Source organism: Haloarcula hispanica ATCC 33960 (assembly GCF_000223905.1).
In the GTDB taxonomy this organism is placed as follows: domain Archaea; phylum Halobacteriota; class Halobacteria; order Halobacteriales; family Haloarculaceae; genus Haloarcula; species Haloarcula hispanica.
Window position 1 is genome coordinate 43856 of sequence record NC_015943.1, and the last position, 26257, is coordinate 70112.

At 54.6% G+C, this 26257-nt stretch carries 26 protein-coding genes; 13 read left to right on the forward strand and 13 right to left on the reverse strand.

The window, feature by feature from the left end; translation table 11 throughout:
* Positions 1–11 precede the first annotated feature (11 nt).
* The 4 genes from HAH_RS15345 (at position 12) to HAH_RS15355 (ending at position 3142) form a co-directional block, all read left to right on the forward strand.
* On the forward strand, positions 12–410 hold the full coding sequence (locus HAH_RS15345) for a type II toxin-antitoxin system death-on-curing family toxin (protein ID WP_014030614.1): 399 nt from the start codon (positions 12–14) through the stop codon (positions 408–410).
* Between the two features lie 34 nt (positions 411–444).
* A complete protein-coding gene (locus HAH_RS20040; RefSeq protein ID WP_004592295.1) occupies positions 445–615 on the forward strand; it encodes a hypothetical protein in 171 nt (56 codons plus the stop codon).
* A 701-nt stretch (positions 616–1316) separates the two neighbouring features.
* Positions 1317–2579, forward strand: a complete 1263-nt coding sequence (locus HAH_RS15350; RefSeq protein ID WP_014030616.1) for an RNA-guided endonuclease InsQ/TnpB family protein — start codon at positions 1317–1319, stop codon at positions 2577–2579.
* A 212-nt stretch (positions 2580–2791) separates the two neighbouring features.
* Positions 2792–3142, forward strand: coding sequence for a hypothetical protein (locus tag HAH_RS15355; protein WP_023842887.1), 351 nt, complete (start codon positions 2792–2794; stop codon positions 3140–3142).
* Positions 3143–3453: 311 nt separating this feature from the next.
* On the opposite strand, the gene HAH_RS20355 is transcribed toward HAH_RS15355, so the two are convergent.
* Positions 3454–3588, reverse strand: coding sequence for a hypothetical protein (locus tag HAH_RS20355; RefSeq protein ID WP_267879383.1), 135 nt, complete (start codon positions 3586–3588; stop codon positions 3454–3456).
* A gap of 244 nt (positions 3589–3832) precedes the next feature.
* Complete coding sequence (locus HAH_RS15360; protein WP_233425862.1) at positions 3833–4390, reverse strand: hypothetical protein; 558 nt, start codon at positions 4388–4390, stop codon at positions 3833–3835.
* Between the two features lie 57 nt (positions 4391–4447).
* On the opposite strand from HAH_RS15360, the gene HAH_RS19775 reads away from it, so the two are divergent.
* Positions 4448–4942: a hypothetical protein gene (locus tag HAH_RS19775; protein WP_162470423.1), complete on the forward strand. Its 495-nt coding sequence runs from the start codon at positions 4448–4450 to the stop codon at positions 4940–4942.
* On the opposite strand, the gene HAH_RS15370 is transcribed toward HAH_RS19775, so the two are convergent.
* The 4 genes from HAH_RS15370 to HAH_RS15385 form a co-directional block, all read right to left on the reverse strand.
* Entirely contained in the window at positions 4939–5487 is a 549-nt protein-coding gene (locus HAH_RS15370) for a hypothetical protein (protein WP_079891637.1), read from the reverse strand. The two genes, HAH_RS19775 and HAH_RS15370, sit on opposite strands and share 4 nt — an antisense overlap.
* A 176-nt stretch (positions 5488–5663) precedes the next feature.
* A complete protein-coding gene (locus HAH_RS15375) occupies positions 5664–7484 on the reverse strand; it encodes a hypothetical protein (RefSeq protein ID WP_014030620.1) in 1821 nt (606 codons plus the stop codon).
* 60 nt (positions 7485–7544) lie between these two features.
* A complete protein-coding gene (locus HAH_RS15380) occupies positions 7545–8921 on the reverse strand; it encodes a hypothetical protein (protein WP_014030621.1) in 1377 nt (458 codons plus the stop codon).
* 52 nt (positions 8922–8973) lie between these two features.
* Positions 8974–9933, reverse strand: a complete 960-nt coding sequence (locus HAH_RS15385; RefSeq protein WP_014030622.1) for a hypothetical protein — start codon at positions 9931–9933, stop codon at positions 8974–8976.
* Between the two features lie 134 nt (positions 9934–10067).
* Here HAH_RS15385 and HAH_RS19235 point away from each other — a divergent pair, with 134 nt between their 5' ends.
* The 3 genes from HAH_RS19235 (at position 10068) to HAH_RS19570 (ending at position 13051) form a co-directional block, all read left to right on the forward strand.
* Entirely contained in the window at positions 10068–10796 is a 729-nt protein-coding gene (locus HAH_RS19235) for a S16 family serine protease (RefSeq protein WP_014030623.1), read from the forward strand.
* Between the two features lie 80 nt (positions 10797–10876).
* On the forward strand, positions 10877–11224 hold the full coding sequence (locus tag HAH_RS15390; protein WP_023842890.1) for a hypothetical protein: 348 nt from the start codon (positions 10877–10879) through the stop codon (positions 11222–11224).
* A gap of 330 nt (positions 11225–11554) precedes the next feature.
* Positions 11555–13051 (forward strand): Ig-like domain-containing protein, encoded by a 1497-nt coding sequence (locus tag HAH_RS19570; protein WP_144443770.1) that lies wholly within the window; start codon positions 11555–11557, stop codon positions 13049–13051.
* 586 nt (positions 13052–13637) lie between these two features.
* Here HAH_RS19570 and HAH_RS15405 read toward each other — a convergent pair.
* The 5 genes from HAH_RS15405 to HAH_RS15425 form a co-directional block, all read right to left on the reverse strand.
* On the reverse strand, positions 13638–16031 hold the full coding sequence (locus tag HAH_RS15405; protein WP_014030626.1) for a VirB4 family type IV secretion system protein: 2394 nt from the start codon (positions 16029–16031) through the stop codon (positions 13638–13640).
* Between the two features lie 7 nt (positions 16032–16038).
* Positions 16039–17160, reverse strand: coding sequence for a hypothetical protein (locus tag HAH_RS15410; RefSeq protein ID WP_014030627.1), 1122 nt, complete (start codon positions 17158–17160; stop codon positions 16039–16041).
* Between the two features lie 27 nt (positions 17161–17187).
* Complete coding sequence (locus tag HAH_RS15415; protein ID WP_023842893.1) at positions 17188–17661, reverse strand: PrgI family protein; 474 nt, start codon at positions 17659–17661, stop codon at positions 17188–17190.
* 355 nt (positions 17662–18016) lie between these two features.
* A complete protein-coding gene (locus tag HAH_RS15420; protein WP_008313606.1) occupies positions 18017–18424 on the reverse strand; it encodes a type II toxin-antitoxin system VapC family toxin in 408 nt (135 codons plus the stop codon).
* A complete protein-coding gene (locus HAH_RS15425) occupies positions 18421–18645 on the reverse strand; it encodes a DUF7557 family protein (RefSeq protein WP_004966782.1) in 225 nt (74 codons plus the stop codon). Before HAH_RS15425 ends, HAH_RS15420 begins: the two co-directional genes overlap by 4 nt.
* 592 nt (positions 18646–19237) lie before the next feature.
* Between HAH_RS15425 and HAH_RS15430 the strand changes: the two genes are divergently transcribed.
* The gene (locus tag HAH_RS15430) at positions 19238–19603 is read left to right on the forward strand and encodes a hypothetical protein (RefSeq protein ID WP_023842894.1); all 366 of its coding nucleotides are present in this window, start codon (positions 19238–19240) and stop codon (positions 19601–19603) included.
* Positions 19604–19735: 132 nt separating this feature from the next.
* Positions 19736–20224, forward strand: a complete 489-nt coding sequence (locus HAH_RS15435) for a hypothetical protein (protein WP_014030630.1) — start codon at positions 19736–19738, stop codon at positions 20222–20224.
* 138 nt (positions 20225–20362) lie between these two features.
* Here the strand turns inward: HAH_RS15435 and HAH_RS15440 are convergent, their stop codons facing one another.
* Positions 20363–21037, reverse strand: a complete 675-nt coding sequence (locus HAH_RS15440; RefSeq protein WP_233425863.1) for a hypothetical protein — start codon at positions 21035–21037, stop codon at positions 20363–20365.
* Between the two features lie 1634 nt (positions 21038–22671).
* Between HAH_RS15440 and HAH_RS15445 the strand changes: the two genes are divergently transcribed.
* A complete protein-coding gene (locus HAH_RS15445; RefSeq protein ID WP_014030632.1) occupies positions 22672–23823 on the forward strand; it encodes an SOSS complex subunit B family protein in 1152 nt (383 codons plus the stop codon).
* A 326-nt stretch (positions 23824–24149) separates the two neighbouring features.
* Here HAH_RS15445 and HAH_RS20360 read toward each other — a convergent pair whose 3' ends face one another.
* A complete protein-coding gene (locus tag HAH_RS20360) occupies positions 24150–24275 on the reverse strand; it encodes a hypothetical protein (RefSeq protein ID WP_255355532.1) in 126 nt (41 codons plus the stop codon).
* Between the two features lie 140 nt (positions 24276–24415).
* Here HAH_RS20360 and HAH_RS15450 point away from each other — a divergent pair, with 140 nt between their 5' ends.
* Entirely contained in the window at positions 24416–25015 is a 600-nt protein-coding gene (locus HAH_RS15450; protein ID WP_014030633.1) for a DUF7437 domain-containing protein, read from the forward strand.
* Positions 25012–25521, forward strand: a complete 510-nt coding sequence (locus HAH_RS15455) for a hypothetical protein (RefSeq protein WP_014030634.1) — start codon at positions 25012–25014, stop codon at positions 25519–25521. The genes HAH_RS15450 and HAH_RS15455 overlap by 4 nt, the downstream gene beginning before the upstream one ends.
* Positions 25522–26257 lie beyond the last annotated feature (736 nt).

Consider the following 26257-nt stretch of genomic DNA (forward strand, 5'->3'; position numbering starts at 1 on the left):
AAGTCGGGCTTGTGACTGACGATCTCGCGTATCCCTCTGTCGAACTCATCCTTGAGCTCCACGACCAGGTCGTGACAGAAGGCGACATCACGGAACCGGGGGCCCGGTCAGAGGACGCGATTGCATCCGCACTACAGTACGTTTCGGAGGGGTTCTTCGGGGAAGTGCCTGAGACGATCCATCAAAAGGCGGTCCATCTGATGCGACTACTCGTTTCGGAGCATCCGTTCGTCGACGGAAACAAGCGAACGGCACTCCGAACAGTGGTCGTTTTCTACATGCTGAACGGATACACGTTTGAGTACGGTGATGAAATTCGAGCGCTCTTACACCGGTTTGCGACCGGCGAAACCACAGTCGACGTAGACACTGCAGTCATCTACTTCCGGGCATGTGCTCGCCGCAACTGATAAACCGATACACTGGATAATGATAGATAGAGAAATGGCGTCTAGCACCGATTCCTCGACGGCGATTGACGAGGAAGTCCGGCAGTTGTACGAGCGATATCAGGCGGCCGAAAGCGACGCCGAACGCCGCGAGATTGCGCTTGAAATGGGGAAGCTCGATGGACGTCGCCACGCAGATATCTACGCAGCGCTCGAAAACGAGTGAGAAGCCCCACGTTCTGCGTTTTCGTGTCCAGCGTCGTTCGCGACTAGTGGCTACTCGGTCGCCTTTTGTGAACGCCTTTGCCCTCTCGTAGAAGGATCAACCCATCTTGAACTCTCCACGCCGATAGCGGTTGCTTCCAATACGACAGCACAGCACAATCGTCGCGCACATCTGCGTTTCGTGGTCTATGCTCGTGTTGCGTCGGCGACGTGGTCGTGTTTGTCGAGGCTGCCGACAACTTGGGTTTCCGTGGCATACACGACGCTGCTCCTGCGTGGGTCGAACCGCTGTAGTGATGCCGGTCTAACGGCGGTACTGGAAGCAATTTTGTGTCCCCGGTGGGGTGAGGAGGTTCTCGAACATGAGTACCGAACAGCAGTCCGTCGACGAACAGTCTCCAAGCACCGATGCCGACAACCGCCCAGACATTCGTTCCCAGCACCAACGAGCACAGACGAGTGGCGAGGTTTTTGCGGGGCGTTCCCGTGGTGGGCAATGAATTCCCAGATAGTCCGTGAATGTCTCTGTCGACGTATTCCATCTTGCTAGGTTGATTTACAGCGGTAGCGAGGCGAAAGCCCACCCGTTTACGGGTGTGGCTGAAGCCGACAACTGGGCATCTCTCTACGCTCGTAGCCACGGCTGGATATTCCACGCCGAGATGTCCAACGTTTATGTAATTAAAAATACTATGCTTACATATGTCGAATCAGGTTGTCACTCGGACACTCAAAGCGAGTATCTGCAACCACTCGCAAGTCTGTGACGACCTCGATTCGCATGGCTTTGCCGCGTCGAAATTGTGGAACGTCGGGCGATGGACAATCTCGCGTGTCTGGGACGCTATCGGCCACATTCCAGACGCCGACGAACTCTGTTCGTACCTCAAAACCCACGAACGCTATGCAGACTTGCACAGCCAATCTAGTCAGCGAGTTCTTCAGGAACTCGGTGAGGCGTTCGTCTCGTGGTACGAACAAGACGACCCGGAGGCGAACCCACCCGGCTACCGCAAACACGGCGACGACCACCCACGCTCGACGATGACGTGGAAAAACCAGGGCTTCAAACTCGACACGCAGTACAACCGTGTCCGACTTTCCAAGGGCACGAACATGAAAGAGTCGCGCTACGCCGCCGACTACATACTCTGTGAATACACACTCCAAGCAGACGACCAGACGCTTGACGCTGTTGAAAACGTCCAGACGGTGCGTGCTGTCTGGACTGGTGAGCAGTGGGAGCTACATTTCGTCTGTAAAACGCGGATTGAGGCGCCTGAGACGCCCGGTGAGAAGACAGCAGGTGTTGACCTCGGTATCTGCAACACTGCGGCTGTCTCTGTCGGTGACGAGACGCTGTTGTATCCAGGGAACGCCCTGAAAGAAGACGCTCACTACTTCCGACAGCAGGAATACGACACGGAAGGCGAGAATGGCCCCAGCGACCACGCAGAGTGGGCACGACAGAAGAAATCCCGGCGACAAGAACACTTCCTACACGCTCTCTCGAAAGACATTGTTGAGCAGTGTGCTGACCGAGGTGTTGAGACAATTGCAGTCGGCCATCCGAAGAACATCCGTGACGACCAAGACTGGGGACGACACGGCAACAAACGCCTGCACGACTGGGCGTTTGAAACACTGCTCAACCACATCGAGTACAAAGCCCACGAACGCGGTATCGACGTAGTGCGTGTGGACGAAGCAGGATTGAAAACATCGAAAACCTGCTGTGACTGTGGGACGGAAGCTAACTCAAACCGGGTTGAACGTGGCCTGTACGTGTGTGCAAACTGCGACTTAGTTGCGAACAGTGACCTGAACGCGGCAGAGAATATGCGAAAAACGGTAACTCCGAGTCCTGCGAAGGATAGGAGTAACGGCTGCTTGGCTCAGCCATCGGTATACCTGTTCGACAAATCCACGGGGCAAGTAGCCCCACAAGAACGGGTCGTTCCGTGAACCATAATATCCCAATCAAGCGGTGCGGTGCCGTGGGAATCCCACGACTTCAGGCGTGTGGAGGAAGTCAAACCCGATCTCGTACGGCGAAGACACACGAACTCTCATTCGATTCGTGGTCACTGGCGGTCAGTACACCGGCTCATGAGACGACCAGCCACTAGAAAGCAACAGGCAGATAGATGTGTATCGATAAAAAATAACGACTCTGAATGACCGCCCTCCGTTCCCTCCAGAACCGAATCCGTCCAGAAGCCACACTACTGATGCTGGGGGTGATCGGTGCAGCCACCTATTTTGAATTCATATACCACGGGCCACCAACGGTATATTCCATTGTCCTCTGGATAGTTGTCGTTCCAATGTTGCTCGCAACGACGGTGGACGGTGTTCAAGATCATCCACTCTATCAGCCGCTTCTGTATGCTGGTTTTGTTCTAGTCGGTACGCTACAGTATCTTGATGGTCATTGGTTCCTCCTCGCTGGGCTGTTTATCATCTGCGGTGTTCTCGGATTGCTCTCCGTATTTCGTCAGAAGAGGTCTCTCTTCGGGTCAGGATAGCTGGCTCAATCACCCAGACGACAACAAAATTGTTCACCCAATCGCTGGTCAGTATACCAGAGGTGCTCAGTGGTCGCAGAACGTAATCAATCCATCCGTGGCACTTCCTACGTCAAATAGTACACTAAACTCCCCCCCAGATGAGTGCCGATAGTCTGTCATAGGCGGTATTCGGCTCGACAGCATGAACGGTGGATACACTTGAACACACATCTGTCGATGAGTCTGAAGCAGAGGGACATCTGCCTCCAGCTTTCAGCATAACCTTCAGCTCGTGGTCGATACAGCGGGCTACTGCTCACCGGGGGTTCTTAGTCGTCCGAGAGAAAGATACTGTCCTGTTCCGGATGAAAGTAGACTTCCAGAGCCCGAAGTGAACCGGCGTAGGCCGCAATCATCACGAGCACGAATCCGATCAAGCCGGGAAGGAGGAGTTCCGGTACCACTGTGCTACGTCTGCCGCATAAAGGATGCTAGTCAGTTTCCGTGACTCTGTGTGGTCATCTGGATACAGGTATTCGGAGCCTCTGGTGATTCCCTCGCCCGCACCGCCTCTCGGAGCCACTGCCGACGTGGCTGAGAGGTCCTGGGCCGTGTTGTCGGTCACGGATGACCCTGACTGGGAGTCGGTAGCACAGGCAACGCTGGATCAGGCTATCAGTGGTCGCAGATGATTTCCACATACCACTGTTACGTCTCGCCGATACCGTCACCGTGGATATTGAGTTTGCCGACGCCCTGGACCTTGTACTCGTCCGGCGGTTCTTCGCCCATATCGAGATAGATATCTCGAATCTGCGCGACGAGGTGGGTCAAAACGAGTTTGTGGAACTCGTCCTCGTAGTCGAAGCTCTCGCCGATATCCAGAGCGGGCATTGCGCAGACGATGAGGCTATCGTCCATTTCGCGGACGCGCCCAGCGCTGCCGTCGCTACCGTCCTGACACTCGTAACTCAAGGCCACATCGTCGATCTCATCGATACGGTTGTCCGGTGTGATAGTGAACGCCTTGTAGATACGAGCTGATTCGACTACGACGGATTCTCTGGGGTCCGAGGCGTATTTCGCCGGGTCCTGCAACGCCTTGTAGTAATCCCGGAACTCCCGGTGGAAGTCATCGAGTTGGTACGCTTTCAGTGCTTCTATTCCCCGCTTGATATGTTCCGGGTCCCACATCGGTTCCAAGATGTCTTCCTCGGGGAATTCTTGCTGGGCAGCGTACTTTGCTCGCTCTTCGACTTGGGACATTATTCGCTGTTCTTCTTCTGATCGCTCCTCAGGTTGGTAAGGGTAGTCATCATTACCATGAAATACAATCTCTCCATCCAAACCGATCTCGACTTTATGAACGCTACTTTTCTCATCAATGACTTTTATTCCGATTCTACCCTGCTTCTTACCAAGATATTCTACTTTCATGTGTTATCAGAAAATGCTGTTATCATTGCTATCCGATCTGCCGCTTCCCCCAGCACCGTCAGATTGGACTCCACCGGTAACGGCATCGTATCCAATTTTGACGTCACTGGCCCACATATCAGCTTTGGTGGTGACGGTATCGACGGTGTCGGTGAAGCGAGTGCGGACGCCGTCAGGAATGCGCTTGGCGAGACCGCCGCCGTATCGCTCGACGCCTTTCTGGGTGGCCCAGCCTGCAGCGCCGCCAACGAGCGCGCCTGGAAGCCCGCCGACGGCGCCGCCAACGACTGTGCCGACTGTCTTTGCCGCACCAGATTTGAGCACTTCAGCCGCCAGACTCTGGCCCACGGAGCCGTCCTCGTGTTTGCCGTTGTGTTCTAGGTTGCGCCAATGCCGTCGCCGACGATGTTGAGTTTCCCGATGCCTTCGACCCGGTATTCGGCTGGCGGGTCTTCGCCCATGTTAAGATAGATGTCCCGTATCTGGGCCATCAGATGGGACATGATCACGTCGGCAAATTCCTCTTCGTACTCGAACCCATCGGCGAATTCCAGTTCCGGCATCGCGAAGATGAGTTCCTTGTTGGGATAGGATGGTGGAGAGCCGATGCGGTGTTCACTACCATCGGTGAGTTTGTAGTCGATAACTACATCTGAAACCTCAAGGACTTCACCGTCATCGAAGTGGACGGCTAGGTTGATGATAATCGACTCCTCGTTAACGGGACTATCGTCGATGTACTGCATCGGGTTTCGAAGGGCGTCGTAGTACTCCCGGAAGTCCTCCAGGAACTCTTCCATGGGATAGTTGCTGAACGCTTCGATGCCGGCCTTGATATGTTCTGGCCGCCACATCGGGCTCAGGATGTCCGCCTCGGGGAACTCCTGTTGGGCGGCGAACCGTGCCCGAGCCTCGACCTGGGTCATTATTCGCTGTTCTTCGTCTGTTCGGTCTTCGCGTCTGTGTGGATAGTCGTCAGTTCCGTGAAATGAAACCTCTCCATCCCAGGAAATTTCTATAGTGTGTCTAAAATCATTCTCATCATACACACTGATGCCGATTCCTTCTTCGTCATGTCCATCATGCTGTATTTTCATGGTTATTAATCGAAGCGATAATCTTCTGTACTGGAACCGGTCTTGGCACCGCTAGAAGCCTCTTCGTAGGCAGTTCTGGCTTGGGCCATGCTCTCCTTGAATTCGGAGTAGGAGCCAACGGTCAGGTCTGAGACGGCAGAGACCGTGTTGGAAATGCCGTCTCGAATCCCTTTCTTGTTCATTTGCTCGCCAGCGAAGGTGATTGTGCCGGCAAGGGCGACAGTCCCGGCGGTGACAGCGAGACCACCAGAGAGTCCGAGTGCGGTGACGGCGGCACCGGCCACCGCGCCGCCAGCTGGCCCCATCATCTTCCCGAGGAGTTTGCGGCCCGACCCCATTGAATCCTGCTGCATATTTTGCTGGAGGAACTCCCCTCGCTGTTCGGCAGTAGCGTTTTCGAAGGCCGTGCCGAGTTGCTCTGGGTCGGTGTCGGCATCCATTTCTGTGAGGTCTGGCGGTGACTCTTGCCCACTGTCGTCTGCGCCTCCACCAGAACTCCCCGATTTCATTTCCGAGACTGGTGCCATCTTGTATGACCCACTGGTTTGAGATGGATTCTCTGGCCGAGTAGTCTCAGTCCTGGACTGCGAATCAGTACCGCCGCCCTCCGGAGCCACTGCCGACGTGGCTGAGAGGTCCTGTGCCGTGTTGTCGGTCACGGATGACCCTGACTGGGAGTCGGTAGCACCGCCCTCCATCGGGACAGTCGATGCGACAACGCCCGTTTGAGACGGTGGCGTCGGGCCTGAACCGCCGGTGCCGCCGGTGCTGCCGATGCCGACTGCACCGGTAACTTTGTTTTTGCCCGCGGACAGGCCTTTTGACACTTTACCGGCAGCGGCCCCTGCAGCACCGCCGAGGGAGCCGGCAAACATCATGAAGAGCTGCACGTTGCTTAGCAGGCACATCGCAGCGATTGCCATGGCCGGCATTGCCATCTGAATCAGTGGGTTCGGCCCGCTGGCGAAGACAGCCGTCGTCGTTCCGCCCGTGCCACCGCCACTGAACGTTGAGAGCGTTCTGGTGGTGAACTTCGTGCCGACAGCGAAGATCCCGGCAACGAGTATCCCGCCCGGAATCAACATTCCCGTGGCCTTGAACAGTTGCTCAGCGAGTTCTTTGGCGTACTTGAGCGGCCCGACGTCAGCCACCCAGAAGATGATTAACAGCGGGAACAGCCCGTAGGTGAGATACACCAGGACCTGCCGGGCGACCAGAACGACGAACAGCACAATCTGAGAGAGCACCACGACGAGCAAAATCCCGATTCCGTACAGCAACATCACGAACGACCCTACGGAGGTCTGTGCGACGGGATTGCTCGGCAAGCTAGCGTTCAGATTGACGCCTTTGAGGAACAGATCGATGCTCGCGTTGGATATCGAGAACGCCCACGCGAAGGCCCCGCGACTGAACAGTGTGCCAGATCCAGGCGGATTGACGATGAACAGCGAGAGCGTCGCTGCCAGCGCGCGTGACATGAACCGGTACGGATCCATCTTCTCGTTGTCCGGGAACAACTGGAACAGTCCCAGATAGGACAGGCCGAAAATAGTCAACAACGAGAAGTAGATCACCATCGAGAGGTCCCACATACTCTGGAACTGATCAAGCATCGACGGTTCCAGCTTCAGCATCTCGGAGAGAACGCTTGAAAACAGGATCTCGATGAGTTCGAACACTGCGTTGAACAGTTGCTCATTAATCCACTGGATGAGGCTCTCAAGCCCGACGTCAACGACCAGCAGCGGAGCTACGAATGGTACAGCCAGCACCTGGCCGTACGTTGACTCCATCTCCAGACGCTCTGGCCCCGACTCCGCCATCTAATTCACCTTTTTTCCTTCTCATATTAATATTTTCTATCTGGATATGAAATAATACGGTCAATCGGACGGCCCTCGCTGTGGTCGCGAGCCCGTTTCACTATCCGCCTCGGAATCATCCGGTTCAGCCTGTTGCGCGGATTGTGCTGTCGAGACATCCGTCAGTGATTGTGCGTTAGGCGACATCGTACTGGAAGACCTACCTGTGCCTGACTTTCCAGCTTTTCCACCCGGCTTGAAGCCGTTTTTCGCACGCTTTTTGACGCCCTTTTTCGCCTGCTTCATGCTTTTCTTTGCAGTCGCCTTGACGCCCTTCTTGACACCTTTCTTTGCCACCATTTTCCCGCCCTGTCCAGCGACTGATGCGGCAGCACTTGCACCACTTGTTGCAACCGCGGCACCAGCCTGTGCAATGCCTGTAACAGCAGTTCCGACGGCGCCCAACATCTGTGTCAGCATCAGGGTCGGGAGGACGAGAATCCCGATGATGATGACGGCCTTGATGAGGAAATTCAGCAGTACATCACCACCACCTGAGCTAGCGAACACACCGCCCTGGACTGGTGGTCCCTGCGCTGTTGGGTGGGTCGGTGGCGTCCCACCGGCGAATATCTGACTACTGCCACCGATGAGACCGAGTCCAACGGTAAATACGGCTGCTATGAGGACACCACCAGCCAACAGCATTACTGCAGTCTTGAACATCTTCGATGCGAGCTTATTCCCGTATTTCAGTGGCCCGTGGTCGACAACCCAGAGCAGGATGAGGACCGGGTACAACCCATATGTGACTAGAACTAACACCTGCCGTGCCACGAGCAGGACCAGCAAAATGATCTCAGCGAGAAGTATGACCTTGCCGATGAGGATACCCACTGCAAGCAACATAAATGGCCCGCTCAGCGCACCAGCGATTGTGCTACTCTGGAAGGAGATAGACGTACCAACTTGACTGAGATACCATGTGGAGAGATTATTCGTGACCACAAAGGCCCACGCAAATGCACCCTTCCCAAAGAGATTTGCGCCCCCTCCCGGTGGATTTACAATCCAGATTGATGTCGTTGCGGCGAGAGCGCGAACACCGAACCGATAGGGATCCGTCTTCTCTGTGCTGGGGAACAGCTGGAACGACCCAAAGACCGATACTGCATACACCAAAAGCAGTGCGAAATGTATAGTAACGCTGATCTGATATATGGATTCCAACTGCTGGAGGTGCGCAGGACTGATGCGGAGGAACTCATCTATGATATCTGCAAATAACTTCACGATGAGATCGAATACGGCAGCGAATACGCTATTGGCGAAGTCCCGAAAGGGATCCCTGAGACCGACGAGAGCGAGTGGGACCGACCGTCCGGTAGCGTCGGAGCCGACAGTGAGAGGCAATTGCGTGTGTTCTCGCACAGACTGGATCCGAAACGCGAGACTCATTGATTCCCTCCGTTGCAGAATTGTCGATACGCGTCGGCTGGACAGGGTCCCGTCATAACAGATCCATGATTAGTTTGAACCCAACGAAGTCGATCATCAGCAAAGGTGTGATGAGCAAAAAGAAGTCCTGAATATACTGTGCAAGTTGTCCGTGCGTCGAAAATCTACCATCAGGCAGAGAGTCATCAACCGCGGCCCCGCCGGCAAACGTTCCGCTGGAGGCACTATCGTACGTGCTGAAATCAGTCAGCAGTGTACTTGACCAGATTAACGCTGTTACCAATACTCCAAACAGCATTAATTTCGCGCTCACTTTGATGAATTTCTCACCCATAACATTGACACGCTTCCATGGCCCGACATTCACGAGCTTGAATGCGAGTAAGAGTGGGAGCAACGCGTATGTCACGTAGATTATTAACATACGTAGGACAAGTATCAGTATCAGGCCGAGCCCGGCGATGAGCATAAGACCCACAGCAAGTACTCCCCAGTTGTAGCCGACGTACAGGCCGACCTCATCTATTATAGCCCGAGTAATAGTTACGCCAATACTGAGATCATACGATGTTTGATAATACAGCCCGGTGAGTGTGTGCGTGAAGGCAACAAAAAACGCTATTAACTCGCGTGAGATGAAAATCACTGCAAAGTACTTTGTCACTTTTTCGAGATGTAGCTGTAGGTCAGCCGAATCCGTTCCCGCGAAATACTGTGCCATCAAGAGGATGTATAGAAACGACAGGCCAGCCATTGCTACATATGCACTGAATGAGATTTCCCAGAGCGTATTCAATACGCTAACGTCCGCCGGGTTCGGGTAGAAAAGGAACATCTCATAACCGAGAGAAAATATCGCTGAAAGAGCATCTAGAAGCCCCGAAACGACGTTCGTAAGGAACCATTCGATTCCGTTTTTGAATAGTTGGTACAGGTCGGGGATGCCCGGGAAGTCAATTTGAAGGAGCAACGCTGCAGGCACCACTGCATGAGTCACAGCAGCCTGCTTCATTGTCGGCTTCGGCCTTTTTTTGCTCCTGTTAGACGGCATTTCAAATATTCTACTCGTGTATTTAGATATTTATTCCACTAACCTAAAGGTTATTATATACTAGCTATTACTTCGTAGATATAGAGGACTGTCCCGTGAATACGGAGCGTACACTCATCTTGTTGCTGATTGCCATAGTCGTTCTAAATCTGAGCTGGACAGGCGCAGTCAATAATCGGGCTGGTTCGCTTGAAAATCGTGTTGAGACTGTTGAACAGGAGCAAGCGTCTATAGCCGTCTTTGCAGGTGCGAACCAATCACGCAGCGGTGCGACATCTGCCACGTCATCATTGTATGCGTACAACACGGGCAAAGGCAAAGCAACAGTCGTGCCAGCGGAGATAGAAGCTATCCCAGCAAGCGGTATCTATCTCGATGTGTCGCCGGTCGCACATACTGCTACGGTTCAACGCTCCATCGCGCGTGCCTGGTCAGTAGCCAACGCGAGTCAGTATCCACCACCATATGATGGAATTGTCATCCAGATCAAGCCCCCAGAGAGCTGGGATACTGTTGGTGGTGGGAGTGCTGCACTTTCGTTGGCATCTGGATTTGCCGCAACAAACCCTTGTGTTGAATTGAACAGAAGCGTCGCAATGACTGGTGGTTTGACGCGGTCTGGAACAGTCGTTGAAGTAAAACGCGTGCGTGAGAAGGCCATTGCAGCAAAAGAACGTGGTGTTACTGTATTTGCGGTTCCGCAGGGGCAAGCGGTAAATGTAGAAGGCATTAGAGTCGTCGAGGTTGCCACCTTTGGTGAAGCGGCCAACTATACTCTGGAACGTACTGCCGAATGCCCGACTGAGACGGCAAAATTAAACTAAGACTTCTAATATATGTTAATAAATACTTAATAGTCTAAGAAATCATTAGACTTATTTTATAGTAGATCTATCTGGATAATATGGCACAGTGGAGAGCTGGAATAGAGAGGATTGACATGAAACAAATATGCAAGGTCATGGTTCTGACCTTCGTGCTTCTTACCGTCTTCGCAAGTCCCGCCGCAGCACAGCCCGCACAGCAACAACAACTCAAAGATCAGATGAATCAGGTCGGCGATTTCCTCGCGATTGTCATCAGTGCGGTGGCAATTCCGAACGGCGCTTTCGGTGTGTTTCAGTACATGACAGCTGGGACTGACAGTGAACAGAGCGACAAGGGCCGGAAGCGAATCCGCAACTCCTTCATTGGCGTCGCTGGGGCCACCGCTGTGGTGACGGCGGTGCAGTTGTTGAACGCCCTCATTTAGGTGTGAAACAGCGGCCACATCGGTTTCAACAGCATGCATCGATTCGCACAGACCACAGGACTCATCCTTTTGGTGGTTTTCGCCCTGTCGTTACCCGCACAGGGGTCGCTATCAGGGGCGGAAGAGCGGGTTTTTCTCTCTGGGGATATCGATAAAGATCCAGATTCAGTGTCCGGTGACCTGAGTGATGGTGGGAAGACATTTGCGAAGATTGGCGACCTTACGTTTCGGACAAGTAAGCCACAGTACGAAATTAGCGACACCAAGCTGCATGAGTATCAACGTAATAGTTTATCTCGACTAGACACCAACGTGCGTCACTCACGGACCATGCCACAATCAGATCAACGAAACACTGCACTGATAAAAAATGCACACGTAACCCTACTTGGGATCTACGGTGGTGCACAACCTCAGTTCAGTTCTGGCTCGTCACCGATGTTCATTGGCGCCGACGGCACAGTCCTAAACCACGCGGATTATCGCGTCCCAGAAGACATTCCGAAAGACGACTGGTGTTCGGGCAAAAGTTACGATACTGCTGACTGGGATGTTGACAAAGACGGGAGAGACGAGGAAGTCTACCTCGATGGCTCCCAGACGTGCAAGAAGTATGAACTGCACACGAAGATGGATCGCTGGGTCACTGTCGATGGTAAGCGTATCTCTGGGGGAGATACGATTTCTTACAGCGGACTCTCGTCGAACTCGCCCCAGCAACTCACTGTTCATGCCGAAATCACAGTCAGAGTTGAGCGCATAACAGAAAAATACGACTGGGACCCACACGGTAGATATGGCGGTGGTCCATCTGACGGAAGCTGGGACCAATCACAGAGGGTTGATGATAGGTACCGGTTTGATCGCATCCAGGTTAGTGATAGTCAAGAAGTGGTCGTGACAGACGCGGGAGATATTGATGTGGAACAGACCGTTGTTGAAACCGAAGGTAATACGAAGCATCTTATTCTTGAGATACAAGGACCACGGAACGGACGAACTGTATCTCAATCGAAACTCGAAGATCGGAAGCTCTGGAGCTATCTGGCGATGGGTTCCGACCATTCAGTAGATGGTACGTGGCGGACGTATTCAACACGACAGTATGATTCAGTGACGTTATATGAACCAGATGGTGACGTTTCGACTGACCCGAGTCCGCCGCACGTTCCACAGACGCGGCTGGTTGGGATGGACAGAAAACCGACAGTGACAGCAGTGGGATCTAGCTCGGATAAGACTCAGGTTATCGGACATCAGGGGTACAATGTCGACGTTTCACAATCGCTCCACGCTAACGTGAAAATTACGCCAAGACAGCCAGTTGCATACGAACGCATTGTTATCACCGATGCGAAACAGCCTGTGACAGACCTAGTCACGATCCATGGACAACCGGTACCTGTCGATGTTGATACGCGAGTGGAGCGGCGCAAACCCAGTGTGACTATACGACAAGTCAACTCCGGGGATTCGTTGCAGATACATGTTGAGGACCCAAAGACAGGCCAGCCTATTTCAGGCCGTAAAGTGAATCTTCAAGGGGCAGTCCCGAAGTCACCTACTGCCTCAGGTAATGCTGTAACAGATGCAAACGGAAATGTGGAGGCCACCCGTGTAAACGCCTATGTTCAGGCCACTGTAGACCACGACGACTTTCAATCAATCTCAAACGGGGCATTCTATGACAAGTCATCAGCAGAGCGGACATTCATCCCGGACGTTATCTTATTATCTCGCCTCCATTCACTTGTACTAACACTAGCATTGATAACACCGCTTTTGTTCTTGTACGGTTACATCCGTCACTTTGGCTTCTTCGAGTGAGTCGTCTCAGATCATTACTCGTTCAGTTCGCACACGACTGAAAGAGGGGTTGCGTGTATATTCATTTACTGTCAGTTCATGCGCCGTACAGACTGTACAGACGAGTATACGGTGTTCGGTGAGATCTGCTCCAGTGGATAGTGGCGCTTGGCTCGGAAAGAACTGCTCAGATCGCCGTGTGAGCGGCTGAGGCTTGTTGCTTCAAATCTGGTATCATTCCACCCTAGCTCGGAGGGCGCTTCAATACAGCAGTGAAATCTGCTGAAGGAGGTCTCATTCGGTATACGACATGAAAGAAACCGACAAACACGGAGTTTGTTGAAGAGCACTACTGTATGGACAGTCAGTGGGACAACCATACTTCGTCGGAGATATCACACTTTCACCGTGAAAGGGTCGCCACCAACGAGGACCATACCAGCTGAACTGTTGGGGTCAGGAAATGTCTCCGTGGGTATGTGCTGGCTGCCAACAACTGATAAGAAGGAGTCACCGGTGAAAGAATGAATGTGATAAGCGTTGCTTGAACTCTCGGAATTACTCCGTTCCAAGCCTGTATATCGACGAGGGACCATCGCTATTATTGTCAGGAGAGAGCGCTGGAAGCGTTCATATTGAGAATCTGCTCGACTGCCTGCTCTTCGTGGTCCGGAATATCTCCCCAGTCAATAAGATCGTTATCGTACAAGAAAGCCCACACGTTCATATCACCATCTATGACGTGGTGCTCGAAGTCATTCGACATCACCCGCATTCGCATTTTCCCGGCATCAGACACGGAAAGAAGCGACTCAGAGTAGTCCGCCGAGTTCCCGGCTTGAGCTTGCAGCACGAAGTCCCGTTCACGCGGTGTCAAGTCAAGGGCATCAATGGCCTCCTCGCCGATGTCTTGGTGTCGCATCAGTGCTCGAATGTCACACTGGTCGTAGATCTCTTTGGCCTTCGGATCAGTCATGAACTCGTCGACAGTTTGACTGATAAGCGTCAGACCACTCCCGTAATGGCGACTGTGCCGAGAAAACAGGTTTAGCATGTCCAGCGCCTGTTCGTGACCGAGCATATAGTGCGCCTCGTCGATCATCACGACCATCTTTCCAGTATTGGCCTTTGCCCGCTGGAAGAGCCAGTCGAGAACGATATGCATAATCAGCCCTTCGTTTGATCCATCAGCAACACTCGAAAGGTCAAACTGAACAACCCGGTCCTGCAGATGAACGTTTGTGTCTCCATTGAGATTTGCCCGCTGTCCTCCCTTTTTAAACTCCTCCAATCCAAGGAGAACACTTTGAGCATAGTCTGCGAGCCGTTCAGCTTGTTCGCGGTCCTCGATACTGGTTTCGGTATTGATTGTCGTGATCTCTGACTGAACGGTTTCTGGCACGTTGAGGAACTCACCGGGTGGTGAACCATTCGCCATTCGTGCAAGAACGTCTAACACGTCCTGAATTACAGGGCTTTGCTGGTTGTGCGTACTAACGTCTTTGGTAATCCCTCGCTCAAGGTATGCGTAGCGGATTGCACGGCGGAGCACGCCCTCTTCCTCTTTACTGAGCTCTCGTTTTCCCTGGAAGTGTGACTCGAACAATCCCATTACACTCCGGATTTTGTCGTCGTATGGGTCCCCTTCAACGTCATCAATATTATCGACCTGTTTGATATCGAGAGGGTTGATTCGTGACCGCCCGTCGATGGTCACGCGCTGACCGTCCACAGCTTCGACAACATCACTGAAACCACCGACGGGGTCAATAATCAGGACTTCTGTCTCCGGATCCATCATCAGGCGCCGCCAGAGAGTAAGCTTGGCCAGATATGACTTTCCGGATCCAATTTTCCCAGATATTAGCATATTATGCCCCGACTGTTCGAACCGGTCTACAACAATAGGAGCGTTTGTTGACATATGGAACCCCATCAGGACACCGGTCGATTCCACGACTGACCTATCAGTGAACGGGAACGCAGTACCCAATGCATCAAGATCCATGATCTGCGTGTTCCGGATCTGATCATTTGCTAATGGTGCCATCGACTGTTGTGCCTGAAGCTGCCGGTCGTAGAGTGTTGTCACCTTTGCGTTCACTTGTGAAAGAATCTGCTTGAGTTCCTGCGTGCCTTCCTTGAGGGTATCCTCGTCGTCAGCTAGAATCTCGAAATACACCCCGAAGTCGAATAGCTTCGTTGACCCCTCTGTTAGCCCCTCTCGGAGACGCTCAACGTGTTGCAACTGGTTTTCTTCTTCAATGGTATTGAGTTTCCCGTCGCTCTTCTTCCGCCGGATCTGCGAGGTAAGCCGCGTTGCCCGAACATTGAGTTTCTGTTGCATCTTGTCAGAGTCGCGGGGAAAAATGTGATAGGACAAGCGGAGCTCGGTTCCATTGACTGACAGCCCGTTGGTGAACAGCTTATCCAGCCAGCCGGGGGCCACACGACTCGGGTAATCAGCGATGATAAGTGATCGAGCGTACTTTTCAGCTCCTTGGTCTCCGAGCCGTTTGATATAACTCTTTGATTCGATTATTCGCTCAGGAGACACAGCCAATCCGGCCGATTCAGAGCGCTCAATAGGATCATTGATTACCCCCGTCCGTCCGTTTTGATCGCTGTTTTGATCTCGTTTGACATTTTCAATATAATGTGACAGCTTTTCTTGAGTAATCGTTTCGTCTGACTGTTGTAGCCGGCGTGCGGCCTCAGTCACTACGTCGTCGTCGGCAGTATCGACTGAGGTCTTGGAGCCGTTGGAACCCAGCATTGAGGAAAGCGTGGTGCCTGCTGTTGCCGACTGTCTTCCATCCTGAGATAGAACCTCTGAAATAGCGATTCCAGCTGCCCCAAGTATCATAGCCCCGCCAAACAGCAATCCGAAAGATGGCCAGACGCCATACGTGTTGACCACCCACTCGAACCCGAACAGTGCATACACGGATTTCGTCATTGACGCGATGCCGCCAGTCTGGAACATTATCAGGTGTTGCATAGGAAATTCAGTCCTCCATGTAGGCAGTCAGTGTCTGCTCGTCCCCAGACTCAACAGAATACGGACCATTCAGGAATACGTCATTAAGGGGTTGTTCGTTGTTGTAATAGTGGTATAGCACGCTCATGACTTGGTCACGGTCATCTAGACGCTCAGTCTGTACATCGAACCGCTGGAGCGCTCGCTCAACTCTATTTAGACGCGTATCAAGCTCCCGAAGGCATTGTTGCTTACTGATATTTCTGTTGTCTGAACTGCCGAAGAAGTCGGCGATTGGTGCCAATGGACCGAACTTTTCAGCGGCCGTATCCAGTAATCCAGAGTCAACATTCTGGAATTGATTTATTTGTTCGGCCGATATTGGAATCACGATGTAGAATCGTCGCTGTTTCATATCGTTATCGAGGATAAAACGCTCAAGCCAATTCGGATACAGCTGACGACCCAAATTTACCAGTTTGCTATCAGTTGATCGATTCCGGTCCTCAGAGATGACATCATTGAGCCGGTCAACGTGATCGGAAATATCGAACTTTGTTGGATAGGCAACTATCTGTATCGGGAAATCGAGTGTTGCAAGGAAACTCGATTTGAATGCCTCGATAATTTCGGACTTCTTTTCTTCCGTATGTATTGACCACGAACGAGGTTGAACCTCAGTAATGCCGACGTACTCATCCTCATCCTTGACAATCATCCCGGCACCATTGACTCCAGTTGGGAGGTAGTCGTCTTTAGATTCGAGTACAAACTCGAAATCAATCAAATCCTGCGCGTAGTTTGGTATCGCTAACGCTCCTTGCTCTGTCGAATCGGTCTGCTGGGGTGGTGCAATTACACTCGTTTCTGTCGCAGAATCTGCAACCCCGACTGCCCCGGAACTGTCGGTCTCAGTCAGACTCTCCTTTGAGCCTCTGGCTGGTGAATCTGCCCGACCTGACTCGTGATGAGACTGACTGTCGGTGGTCGCCGATACTCCGTCGAAACCGGATCCGGTTTTTTCAGATGTTGCCTCCTGTACTTCTGTGTCATTGTTCATAGCTGGCTCGTCCCTGCCGCGTTCTTCTGATTTCTCAGTCGCCGTTTCTTCGCCCCCTGCAATTCCGGAACCTGATTCCTTAGGTGTCATAGTGTTATTGTGTCTTGTCGCCGCTAATTATGCCTGCCTGCTGTCCCTATCCGAGTTGCTCTCATTGCCAGTGTGACTCGACTCATTCTGGTAGGGAATGGAGAGCCTGTCAGACACGGATGTATCCCATTCAAAATCTTCCTCACACGTTTCTGACTGAATTTGCGACGCTGTGTGAACGCGATTCTTGATTGGCACAGAATCGCGTTCACGCGTTCGCGGTTTCAGGTAATACTCGTTTGGTGTAAGTCGTCGCTTAATTGCTGCAGGAGCCCATTCAAGTGGTTTCTGACCCTCAGGTGTTCTGATTACGACTGCGATCACACCAAGAAGCGACACCCCAATCAACGCCAGAGTAGCCACCAGCGGAATTTGGTCTATGAACAGGCTGGGAAATACCATTACAAGCGGTACTGAGCCAAGTATGACTAACTCATCAAATGTCAGTCCCATGAAAACGTCTGTCCGGAGAATCTCTCCCGGAATCGGTACCGCTTTCATCTATACTTCTTTACAAAGTTCCTAAATTAATAAATTTTCCCGTTCAAATTTATCTTCATTCATCCCGTAGGATTACTCACTAACTCGGTGGAGGACACTACCCCGCTGCCATCGTACTCTTCACGCTCCATCGCCCACTTGTACTCACCACCATGCGTCGGCCACCCACCACACACCAGAACCTGTTCGGTCCCTGCGACGGGTACCGTCAGCTACCAATCCCGAACCGTGACCGCGTAGCCGTGCTCGACAAATGCCTGCTCGCACGTCGTCGGTGATCGCCTAGGTGGCCAACTGGCCCCAGTCACAGCCTATCATACCGTCCAGTGAATCCGATATATGCAGACCAGCACAATTAAGCGGTATGTACAATATCTACGTCAGCAAGCTCCAGAAGAGGCTCCGTGTCGAAATCATTCTTATTGTGGGTGATAAAGGTACCACCCTCGGTGTGTGCAGTTGCGAGGTTCAAGAGGTCGACAGGGTCAAGAGAGATATCTTGCGACTGTAGACGTTCTTCGAGATAGGCGGCTTCAAGCGCAGTGTTCCCGGTGAAGTCGATGATGCGGTCCAACGTCGACGTGAGGCGCGTTCGTGCGCGTTCCATCTCCGACCGACTGCTACAGGAGCGGTAGAACTCGAAGGCGACGAGCGACGGGATTGTCCACTCCTCACTACGATACTGCTGTAGGTGGCTGACAACTTCAGGGTCAGGGTTCGCACCGCCGACTTTCACCAATATGTCGTTATCCAGTACGATCATTCGTCACTGCGACGGTCCAGCGATTCGTTCAGTTCCTCGTGGGTCTCACGCATATCGTCTGCAAGACTTCCATCATCGAACTCACTGAGGAACCCAGCCATCTCCTCTACGTCTTTCTCGCTTCGGCTAAGGCGGTCCAACAGGTCGTTGAAGCTTTCGTCGTCCCGCTTCAGGTCACGCAGTCGTTCTTTCACTTCGTCGGTGACTCGAATAGTACTCATGTGTATACGTTGTGTACAAACTGTTGGTATCTCTTTCGGTGACTGAGAGAAGTAGTCCGTTGTGTGGTGAGATGCCGGCGGCATCGTACCCAGATGTACCACCTCCGCGCTCTCGTCACCCCCTTCGAGGAAGTCGACCAACCACGCCACGCCAGAACCCGTTTGGTCGCTGCGACAGGTGCCGCCGATCCCACATGACTGCATACCTCGCTTGACGAAGACCTGCTCGCACATCGTCGATGATCGCCCGGGTGGCCCACCTGCACATACCCAGTGCCCCCGGCTGAATGGAGGCTGTCCGAGGCCGGTAAGCACCAGCAGCGCTTAATTAGAAATTGAGAGGGACTACATCTAACCGTTTCAGCGAACGGGCGCTTCGGTCGTACTCTGGCAGTCTGACGGCGCGTACTCGCCCGTATTTTGTGTCCCCCGAGAGGGTGAGGGGTTTCCCGAACATGAGCACCGAACAGCAGTCCGTCGACGAACAGTCTCCAAGCACCGAAGCCGACGACCGACCGGACATTCGTGCCCAACACCGGCAGGCACAGACGAGTGGCGAGGTTTTTGCGGGGCGTCCCCGAGGTGAGAGATGATGTGTTGTCCCGACTGCCGGCGGCCACGGTCAGCGTCGGCGTGTGTCGACAAACGCTACTACGTCGACGGGCAAGCCCATGACCCGATCCCGTGGGGCGAGGGCAGCCAGTATCTCGCGTACAAGCTACAGGTCCTCCAGAGCAACGAACCAGTCGTTACCGTCGACCTCGAACGGTGGCGCGACCAGTCGTGTCCTGCGTGTGATGTCGAGCACGGCGAGATACATCATCGGCTCTGTGACTACGAGGAGTGCCCCGCGTGTGGCGAGCTGTTGCTACTGTGTTCTTGTGTCGTCGAGATTGAAGTCGTTGCATCATCTGGCGTGAAGGGTCGTCTCAAGCAGTCCCTCGCTCGTCTCGTATAAGTAGGACCATCGTGGAGGTCTGTGGTCGATAGCAAGACCAGACCCAGTGGTCAGAATTTTGTGTGCGCCGACGAGGGTGCCGGCGTCGCACTGACTGCAGTGCGTGGAGCGCCGGCAGGTCACGGTCTACCAATGCATATGCTCATCTACGCGCTCGTTGAGGCATCGACAGCAGACGCAGCACTCGCCGCTGGCAAAGGCGTTTTCGACACCCTAGTCGGCGTCGACAGGCACTCAAACGCAGTGTTCGACTACTACGTCACGTTCGACGAGAGTTCCACCGTCGCAGGCCAATCCCGGTGGGGCGAGCGTCCGACCGCGGCTCCGGTCGACTCCGAGGTCGGCCAAGAACTGCTTGGCGATGGCTGGGAGACAACGAAGTCAGCGTTCGAACGTAATCTCCAGACGGTCAAAGACGCCCTCAACGAGCTTTCAGACGAGGAGATTATGCGCGACAAAGACCTCGCTCGATGTGCGTTCCAGAGAGTCGGAGCCGCCAAGGGTCCAGAGATTGCACTGTATGAGGAACACGGATGTGGGATTCGCGATCGGACGCAGCTTGACCGGCTTCTGGACGAGAGTGATAACCTCTGGATCGTCCCCGCCGACGTCCACTTCTGAGGGAGAGCTGCGGCAGTCAGTTTTCGTCGAACCCGATTTTGTGTGTTCCTGGCGGGCGAGGAACACGAATGTCGGAGACTCCTGATTCATGCCCGAGAGAGGAGTGTGACGCAGATATCGTCAAGACTGAGAGTAGCGTCAGGTTCCACGGCAGACGCTATCGTACGGTTCTGGATAATCAGGATCTGCACCGGTTTCATTGCTTCCGTAGTCCGGATCGGCTGGTCCCTTTTCGAGGGTCCCACCATAGTGACCCATATAAACCAGACTACTCCAGAGTCCTTCGTTGTACTTGAAAGCCCAGTTATACCTGATGTAATTGTGGCCGTACACCGTCCCGTCCGAAGTAACACCCGTAAGGCAAACCGTATCCGGGAGCCATGTGTGGTCCTTGTCCGGATACTCATCTGTGTTCCAGCTGTCCGCGACGACGATATACGAGATAGCAACATCCCGACGGATGGCCACCTTTTCGGAGTGGTTCATTGACGCGTTCAGCTGGTAGGTGAGATGATACGTCTCGTTTTTGGGATATGCCTGTGAGTCCAGTATCATAACTTCCGTACCAGTGTCCCGGAGCAGGAAGCGATACGTCTCATTGAAGGCTGCGTATTTTTGTCGTCGTTCAGCGAGAAGATCAGACTCTGTCTCCATGGGAGTGTGTTCAGGAGTTTGTGTCTCGGTTTCTGTGGGTGTTGGCGTTGGTGTTTCTGTGACAACTGGTTCTGGTGTTGGTATTTCTGTTACAGTTGGTTCGGGCGTCGGGGTTGATTCCGGGCTGGATCCGGCGAGCGTTGAACAGCCAGCAGTCATGAGTAACAGACTGATGGTGAAGAGCACAAACGTTTCCGATATTATTTTCATTTATTCTTACCAGATATATAAATTGGAACTAAGTTATTAAGTTTGCTATCTTAGCCAAAAGATCTGGTGGGGAACTAGGACAATTAAGTGCTTCAGAAGGGTTACCTGTGTCTCGCAGACAGTTATTGTGAGGGGTTGCCTCAAAGGGTGAGTTCTGTAGGTACAATTCACACAATGTGATATTTCTAAACTAGGATTTCAGCGAAGCCGAGTAAATCAAGAGGGAACAGCAGTACTCACATGGGCTTAGAGACTGTCGACGTCGAGGCAGACCCACGCGCTCGTGACCCGCGTACCGAGCCTGTCGTCACCTGCGCGGAGGGCCACCAGCGAGTTATGTAATCGCTGGTCTGCGTTTCCGAGGAGTGACGACGCGCACGTCGGGGTCGCGCGCGGTTGGAGACGAGAGGGACACGACTGCACTCGCGCTGGCAGTCGGTCCCTCTCAGCGTGGGGCAGACGGCCGGGCGAAACAGACGGATGCCCGATGGATAGCAGCGTGGGGGAGACGGCCGGGCGAAACAGAGGTATGACTGGTGGATAGCAGCGTGGGGCTGGCAGGCGGGCTGAGAGCGCGAGAGACGAGTGTGTGTCGGCGTGGGACTGACGGCCGGGCAGATATACAGGTGGTTGGCTGGGGTGTCGTCTGACCGCCGGGCAGCCGCCGCTGGGCGGCACGCTCGCTCTTGCCGAAGCCGGTACGTGGGCTGTGGGCCGGCGGAGGGGGTACGAGTGGCGTGTGTCTCGTGTATAGCGAGCGGGAGGTTCTGGAACTGCTTGGCCTGGAGTCGAGTCGTGTGGCACTCGTGACGGTGTCGAGGGAGGCGACGGTTCGGCTGGCGGGACTCGTGGGACTACTGTGGGCGGGACTACTGACACTGACTTCGGCGGCACGACTGACTCCGGGGGAACTACTGGCTTCGACGGGACTACTCCGAACGGTATCGCGACGACGGACTCCGTGTCGGACCAGCACACCTTGAAAGCCCCACGCCGCTGGCGGTCGCTCAGCGACATATCCGCGCAAACCGCACGCGGATAGGGGCCGCTGACGCGACTCAAACGAGCGCCAGCGGCGTGCCCCTTTCAGTCCCACCCGACTGCTACGGCACAGCGCAATCGAACGCACGCGTCGGAGTCGCGCGCGATCCGGCTGAGGAACCCTCGCGGCCGGCGCTCCCTCGCCGGAACGAGGACGGGCACTGCGTGCCCTGTGTTCCGGGCTGCTCACTTCGTTGCGCTGCCGGGCTTTCACCCATCCGGCACTCGCTTGGCCGCGCGGGATGCTGGCTCACCGCAACCGCACACGATGGGACCGCCCGCCGGGGTGTCAACCACCTACGGTCTTTATATACTATTCTCCCTCGAAACGCGAAACACAAGACGACGCTTAGAAACCACTCAGTCACCCGAATATTGCACTTGAAACAATCCAAATGGTCCGTTAACTTTAAGTAGCCGGCACCCATGCCATTAAGTACGGAAAGACACGACGCACGCGGCGCTGGCAGGGCAGTTTCACGCCGCAGAAATCGGGTGCTAGTACACCCGACAAGTGTCTTTCCGTAGGTCCGAGAAAGACGATGTACGCTAACAATTCCAGCGGTAAGAAAGCATCGGCAAGCAACCAGACGGTTTCCCTTTCGGCCCACGTCGAGGGTGGCCCCGAACAGCTTCTAGAGGCGGTCGCAGAGACCGAAAACGGCGACGAACTCGATTTCAGGATGAATCGGGGTAGCGATAGCCGTGGCAACTACTACGCCCGTCAGGAGGAGGCATACGACTACGACTGGACGCGCTCGACCGAGGTTGGTCCGGACCGGCGCTTTGGCGAAACGCTGGAACAGCAGGAAGAACGCCACGGACGCGAAGCCGAGCAAGCCCGACACTCCGAGGTCGCACGCGCCCACGTCGACGGTGCCGACCGCGAAGCCTCGGCTCGCCAGCTCACCGACGCCGAAACCGAACGCGCTGACGGGTTCCGCTCACCGGCTGACCCCCGGCAGTGGATGGACCGCGACACGCTGGCGCGAGTCAACCAGCAGGCCGCGACGCTGGCAGACAAAACCAGTCTGTCACGAGCGGCAGCAGGCCGCCGACTCGCGGCCCTTGTGTCCGGGCAGATGGGCGACTGTAACAGCCTGTATGAGGCTTCCTTTACCGTGTTCAGGGACGCCCGTGACGAACTGGCAACTCCCACGCCTATCGACGAGGTGAGCCCCTACGGCTACGAGTGTACGGTCGAGGGCGAAGTGACCCACATCATTGAGGAGCCAGACGCCCGCAATCAGTATCAGGTCCTCTACATCGAGGACGACGAGGGAACGAGCGCGAAGGTCACGGTCTGGGGCAAGTCCATGCACGGCGGCGAGATGGTTCGCACGCTCCACGAGGGCGACAGAGTTCGGATTTCCGGGGGCAAGCCCGACGACTACAACGGTATCAAGACGGTGGCCGTCACGAGCGACACGCTCATGTGCATCATCGAGCGCGGCGACGGTCCCGCGCCCACCGGACACGGGGGCGGCTCGTTCGGTTCGTCCGGCGATAGTCGAACGGCGGCGTCGTGGGAAGCAGAATCAGACACCCATCAGTGGGCCAACGAGCGGGATTCTGACCGCGCGGTCGCCGTGACGCTCGGCAAGGCCCGCTGTCCTGAACCCGGATGTTCGGACCTGTTCGACACTGAGCATGGGGCCGCCACCCATCGCGGTATCGTCCACTCCGCAGACTGACGCCCGACACCGGGGGCGTCCCCCACCGAGCGGGGGGCTTCCTCGGGCGGTGCGACGGTGCTCGCGCACGCGGCCTCGCCGCCGCCTCCGGCACAGCGGGCGGCGGCGAGACAACCGCGCGCACGGACTGGCACGCCACCGCACCAGCGCGTCAACGTGGGTCAGTCTGGTGGCGGCTGTGAGAGAGCTGGTGTCCTAGTGTGTGCGTGAGCGTGGGCCAGCCGGCCCGGGAGGAACTAAGGGTGGGTGGCTGGTGGGTCGCGACAGCGCGCGACGCCACCGACAGACTCCCGCTGGTCGTCTGTCAAGCCCTCGCTCGCTCCCGCTCACGAGGACGACGGGGCGCTGCGCTCGGCGCTATCGCGCGCCTCGCGGCGGTCCATCGTGCCTGCGGTAGCGGGCGCGATCCCGGCCTGCAGCTGGAAGCAGAGACTGGAATCGTTTTTACTCATAGTTGGTCGACCGTTGATCAAGAGAGTCCCAGTGGACCAGCTACTGGATGCACTACCTCAAAGAGAAGCTTATCGCGATACCGTGATAGTGACCAGAACACTCTTTACTGTTTCTCTGTAAACTGTAATTAACGTACACTATGTCACGCACCTCAGACCAAACCGACGGCGACATTGTCCGCGACTTCCTCTCAGTCGCGGATCTCCTCGAAGAGCCTCAACTGGCACAGCTGTACGCATACCTCGCTCGCAAAGACGAGGCGACTGTCCAAGACGTAATGCACGAACTCAGCCTCGCACAGGGAACTGCCTACAGCTACGTTAACCGGCTCGTTGACGCCGACGTCGTTGAGCTCACTCACGACGAGCAGCCCCGTCGATATGCAGCCCGCGAGATCAATCTGACTGTGACGACAGTCGCGGGCGACCGCGAGTACACGATCACGCCAGCGCTCATTGACGCGGTCGGTCGCCGTGAGTCCAACGATGACATCGACACCTACATCGACCGCCACAGCGTCGCCGGCCTCGCAACGGCGCTCACCTACGCGGTCGCCCGCGAACGTGGGGAAACAACCCACCGGCTGATGGCTGAGGATCTCGATATCTCGCCGCTGGCTGCGGAGATGATCCTGCAGGCGCTCCGGTCCGTCGTCCACGAGCACTACGACATCGAGGCGTCGGGCGCGTCGCTTGACCAGTTGGACAGCGACGACAGCGACGCGGCTGATGACATGTGAGCAGCCTCCATATCGTCGACACCGGCCTGTTCGTCGCGATGGGGCAGCTGTCGAACAGGCGGTACAAGGCCGTCCGTCGATTTGCCCGCCAGAACGACATCACCTTCGTCCTTCCAGAGCGAGTGTACGAGGAGCTGACAGTCGACGACTCCGACGTTGAAGCGCCACCTGTCGATGCTGCGATCAACGAGGAGTGGGCTGACGTCGCAGCGCCACTTGATTTTTCCAAACCCATCGTCTCGAGGGCGATGGATGGCGTCCAGAGATACATTGCGAGCGCCGATGACCGACCCGCAGACGAGGTCGAGCGAGCCGACGCCGCGCTTGCGGCCCTAGCTGCTCAGCATCTCAGCGCAGGGACGGTACGCGAAGTGTACATCTATACGACCGATATTGCCGCCGGCGAAGGGGCTGAAACTGTGCTCACCAGTGAGGGATACGGTGACTCGGTGACGTTCGTGAACGGCTTCCGGTTCCTCGAAGATTTACTCCCGGGCGATAGCTAGTCGATTCTCAACACTCTGTCGAGATCTCCCTACTTTATCTTCGACATTTTGTATTCCAATTGCGGTACGATTGTTTCCACGGAAGCGATTCAGGATCTATTCGCCTAGCTCATCCGTTTTTGTCTTAACCAACAAAGTCGGCGCAGTCTGGGGAAATGTTGGTTAGTCGGTGTCTGGGCCCAGTGGCCCGGGTAGACACACCTCGGTTTTGTGTGGCCGCAAGCGGGTGGCGGCCAGACAGGGCCGCTGGGAGGTAATATCTCCGGTGAATGATATTCACTGTCTATGGCGTGAGGACGGATTCATTACCGAATCCGCTGAGATTCGGATGCAGTCGAGGTCGTTGTCAACCCAAGACCAATTGCGTTCATCTATAGTCTCAATACCTGAGTCTTTAGAATCCCGTAAATAATACAGACTCTCATGAGTGATTGTATCTGGGCTGTGTGTAAGCCCGAGCAGCGGGCTATCTTGTTTTTTTGTATTACGTATGGTGCGTCGGTTATCGGAATCCAACTCACAAACTGGGCATGGAGTGCTGAAAAAGAGACCAACGGATTTCCGTGGATAGATGAGTGGTGGATACTCGTACTAGTCACAGTGATACTCTATGTATTTGGAGGGTTCAACTCGAAACTTCTATTCGTTTGATGTATTCTACGGTGTCATAGAACGGTTCACTGGGTCGTTTGTTTCAACGCTCTTGAGCGAGAACTACTTGCTCAGCAAGTGTACA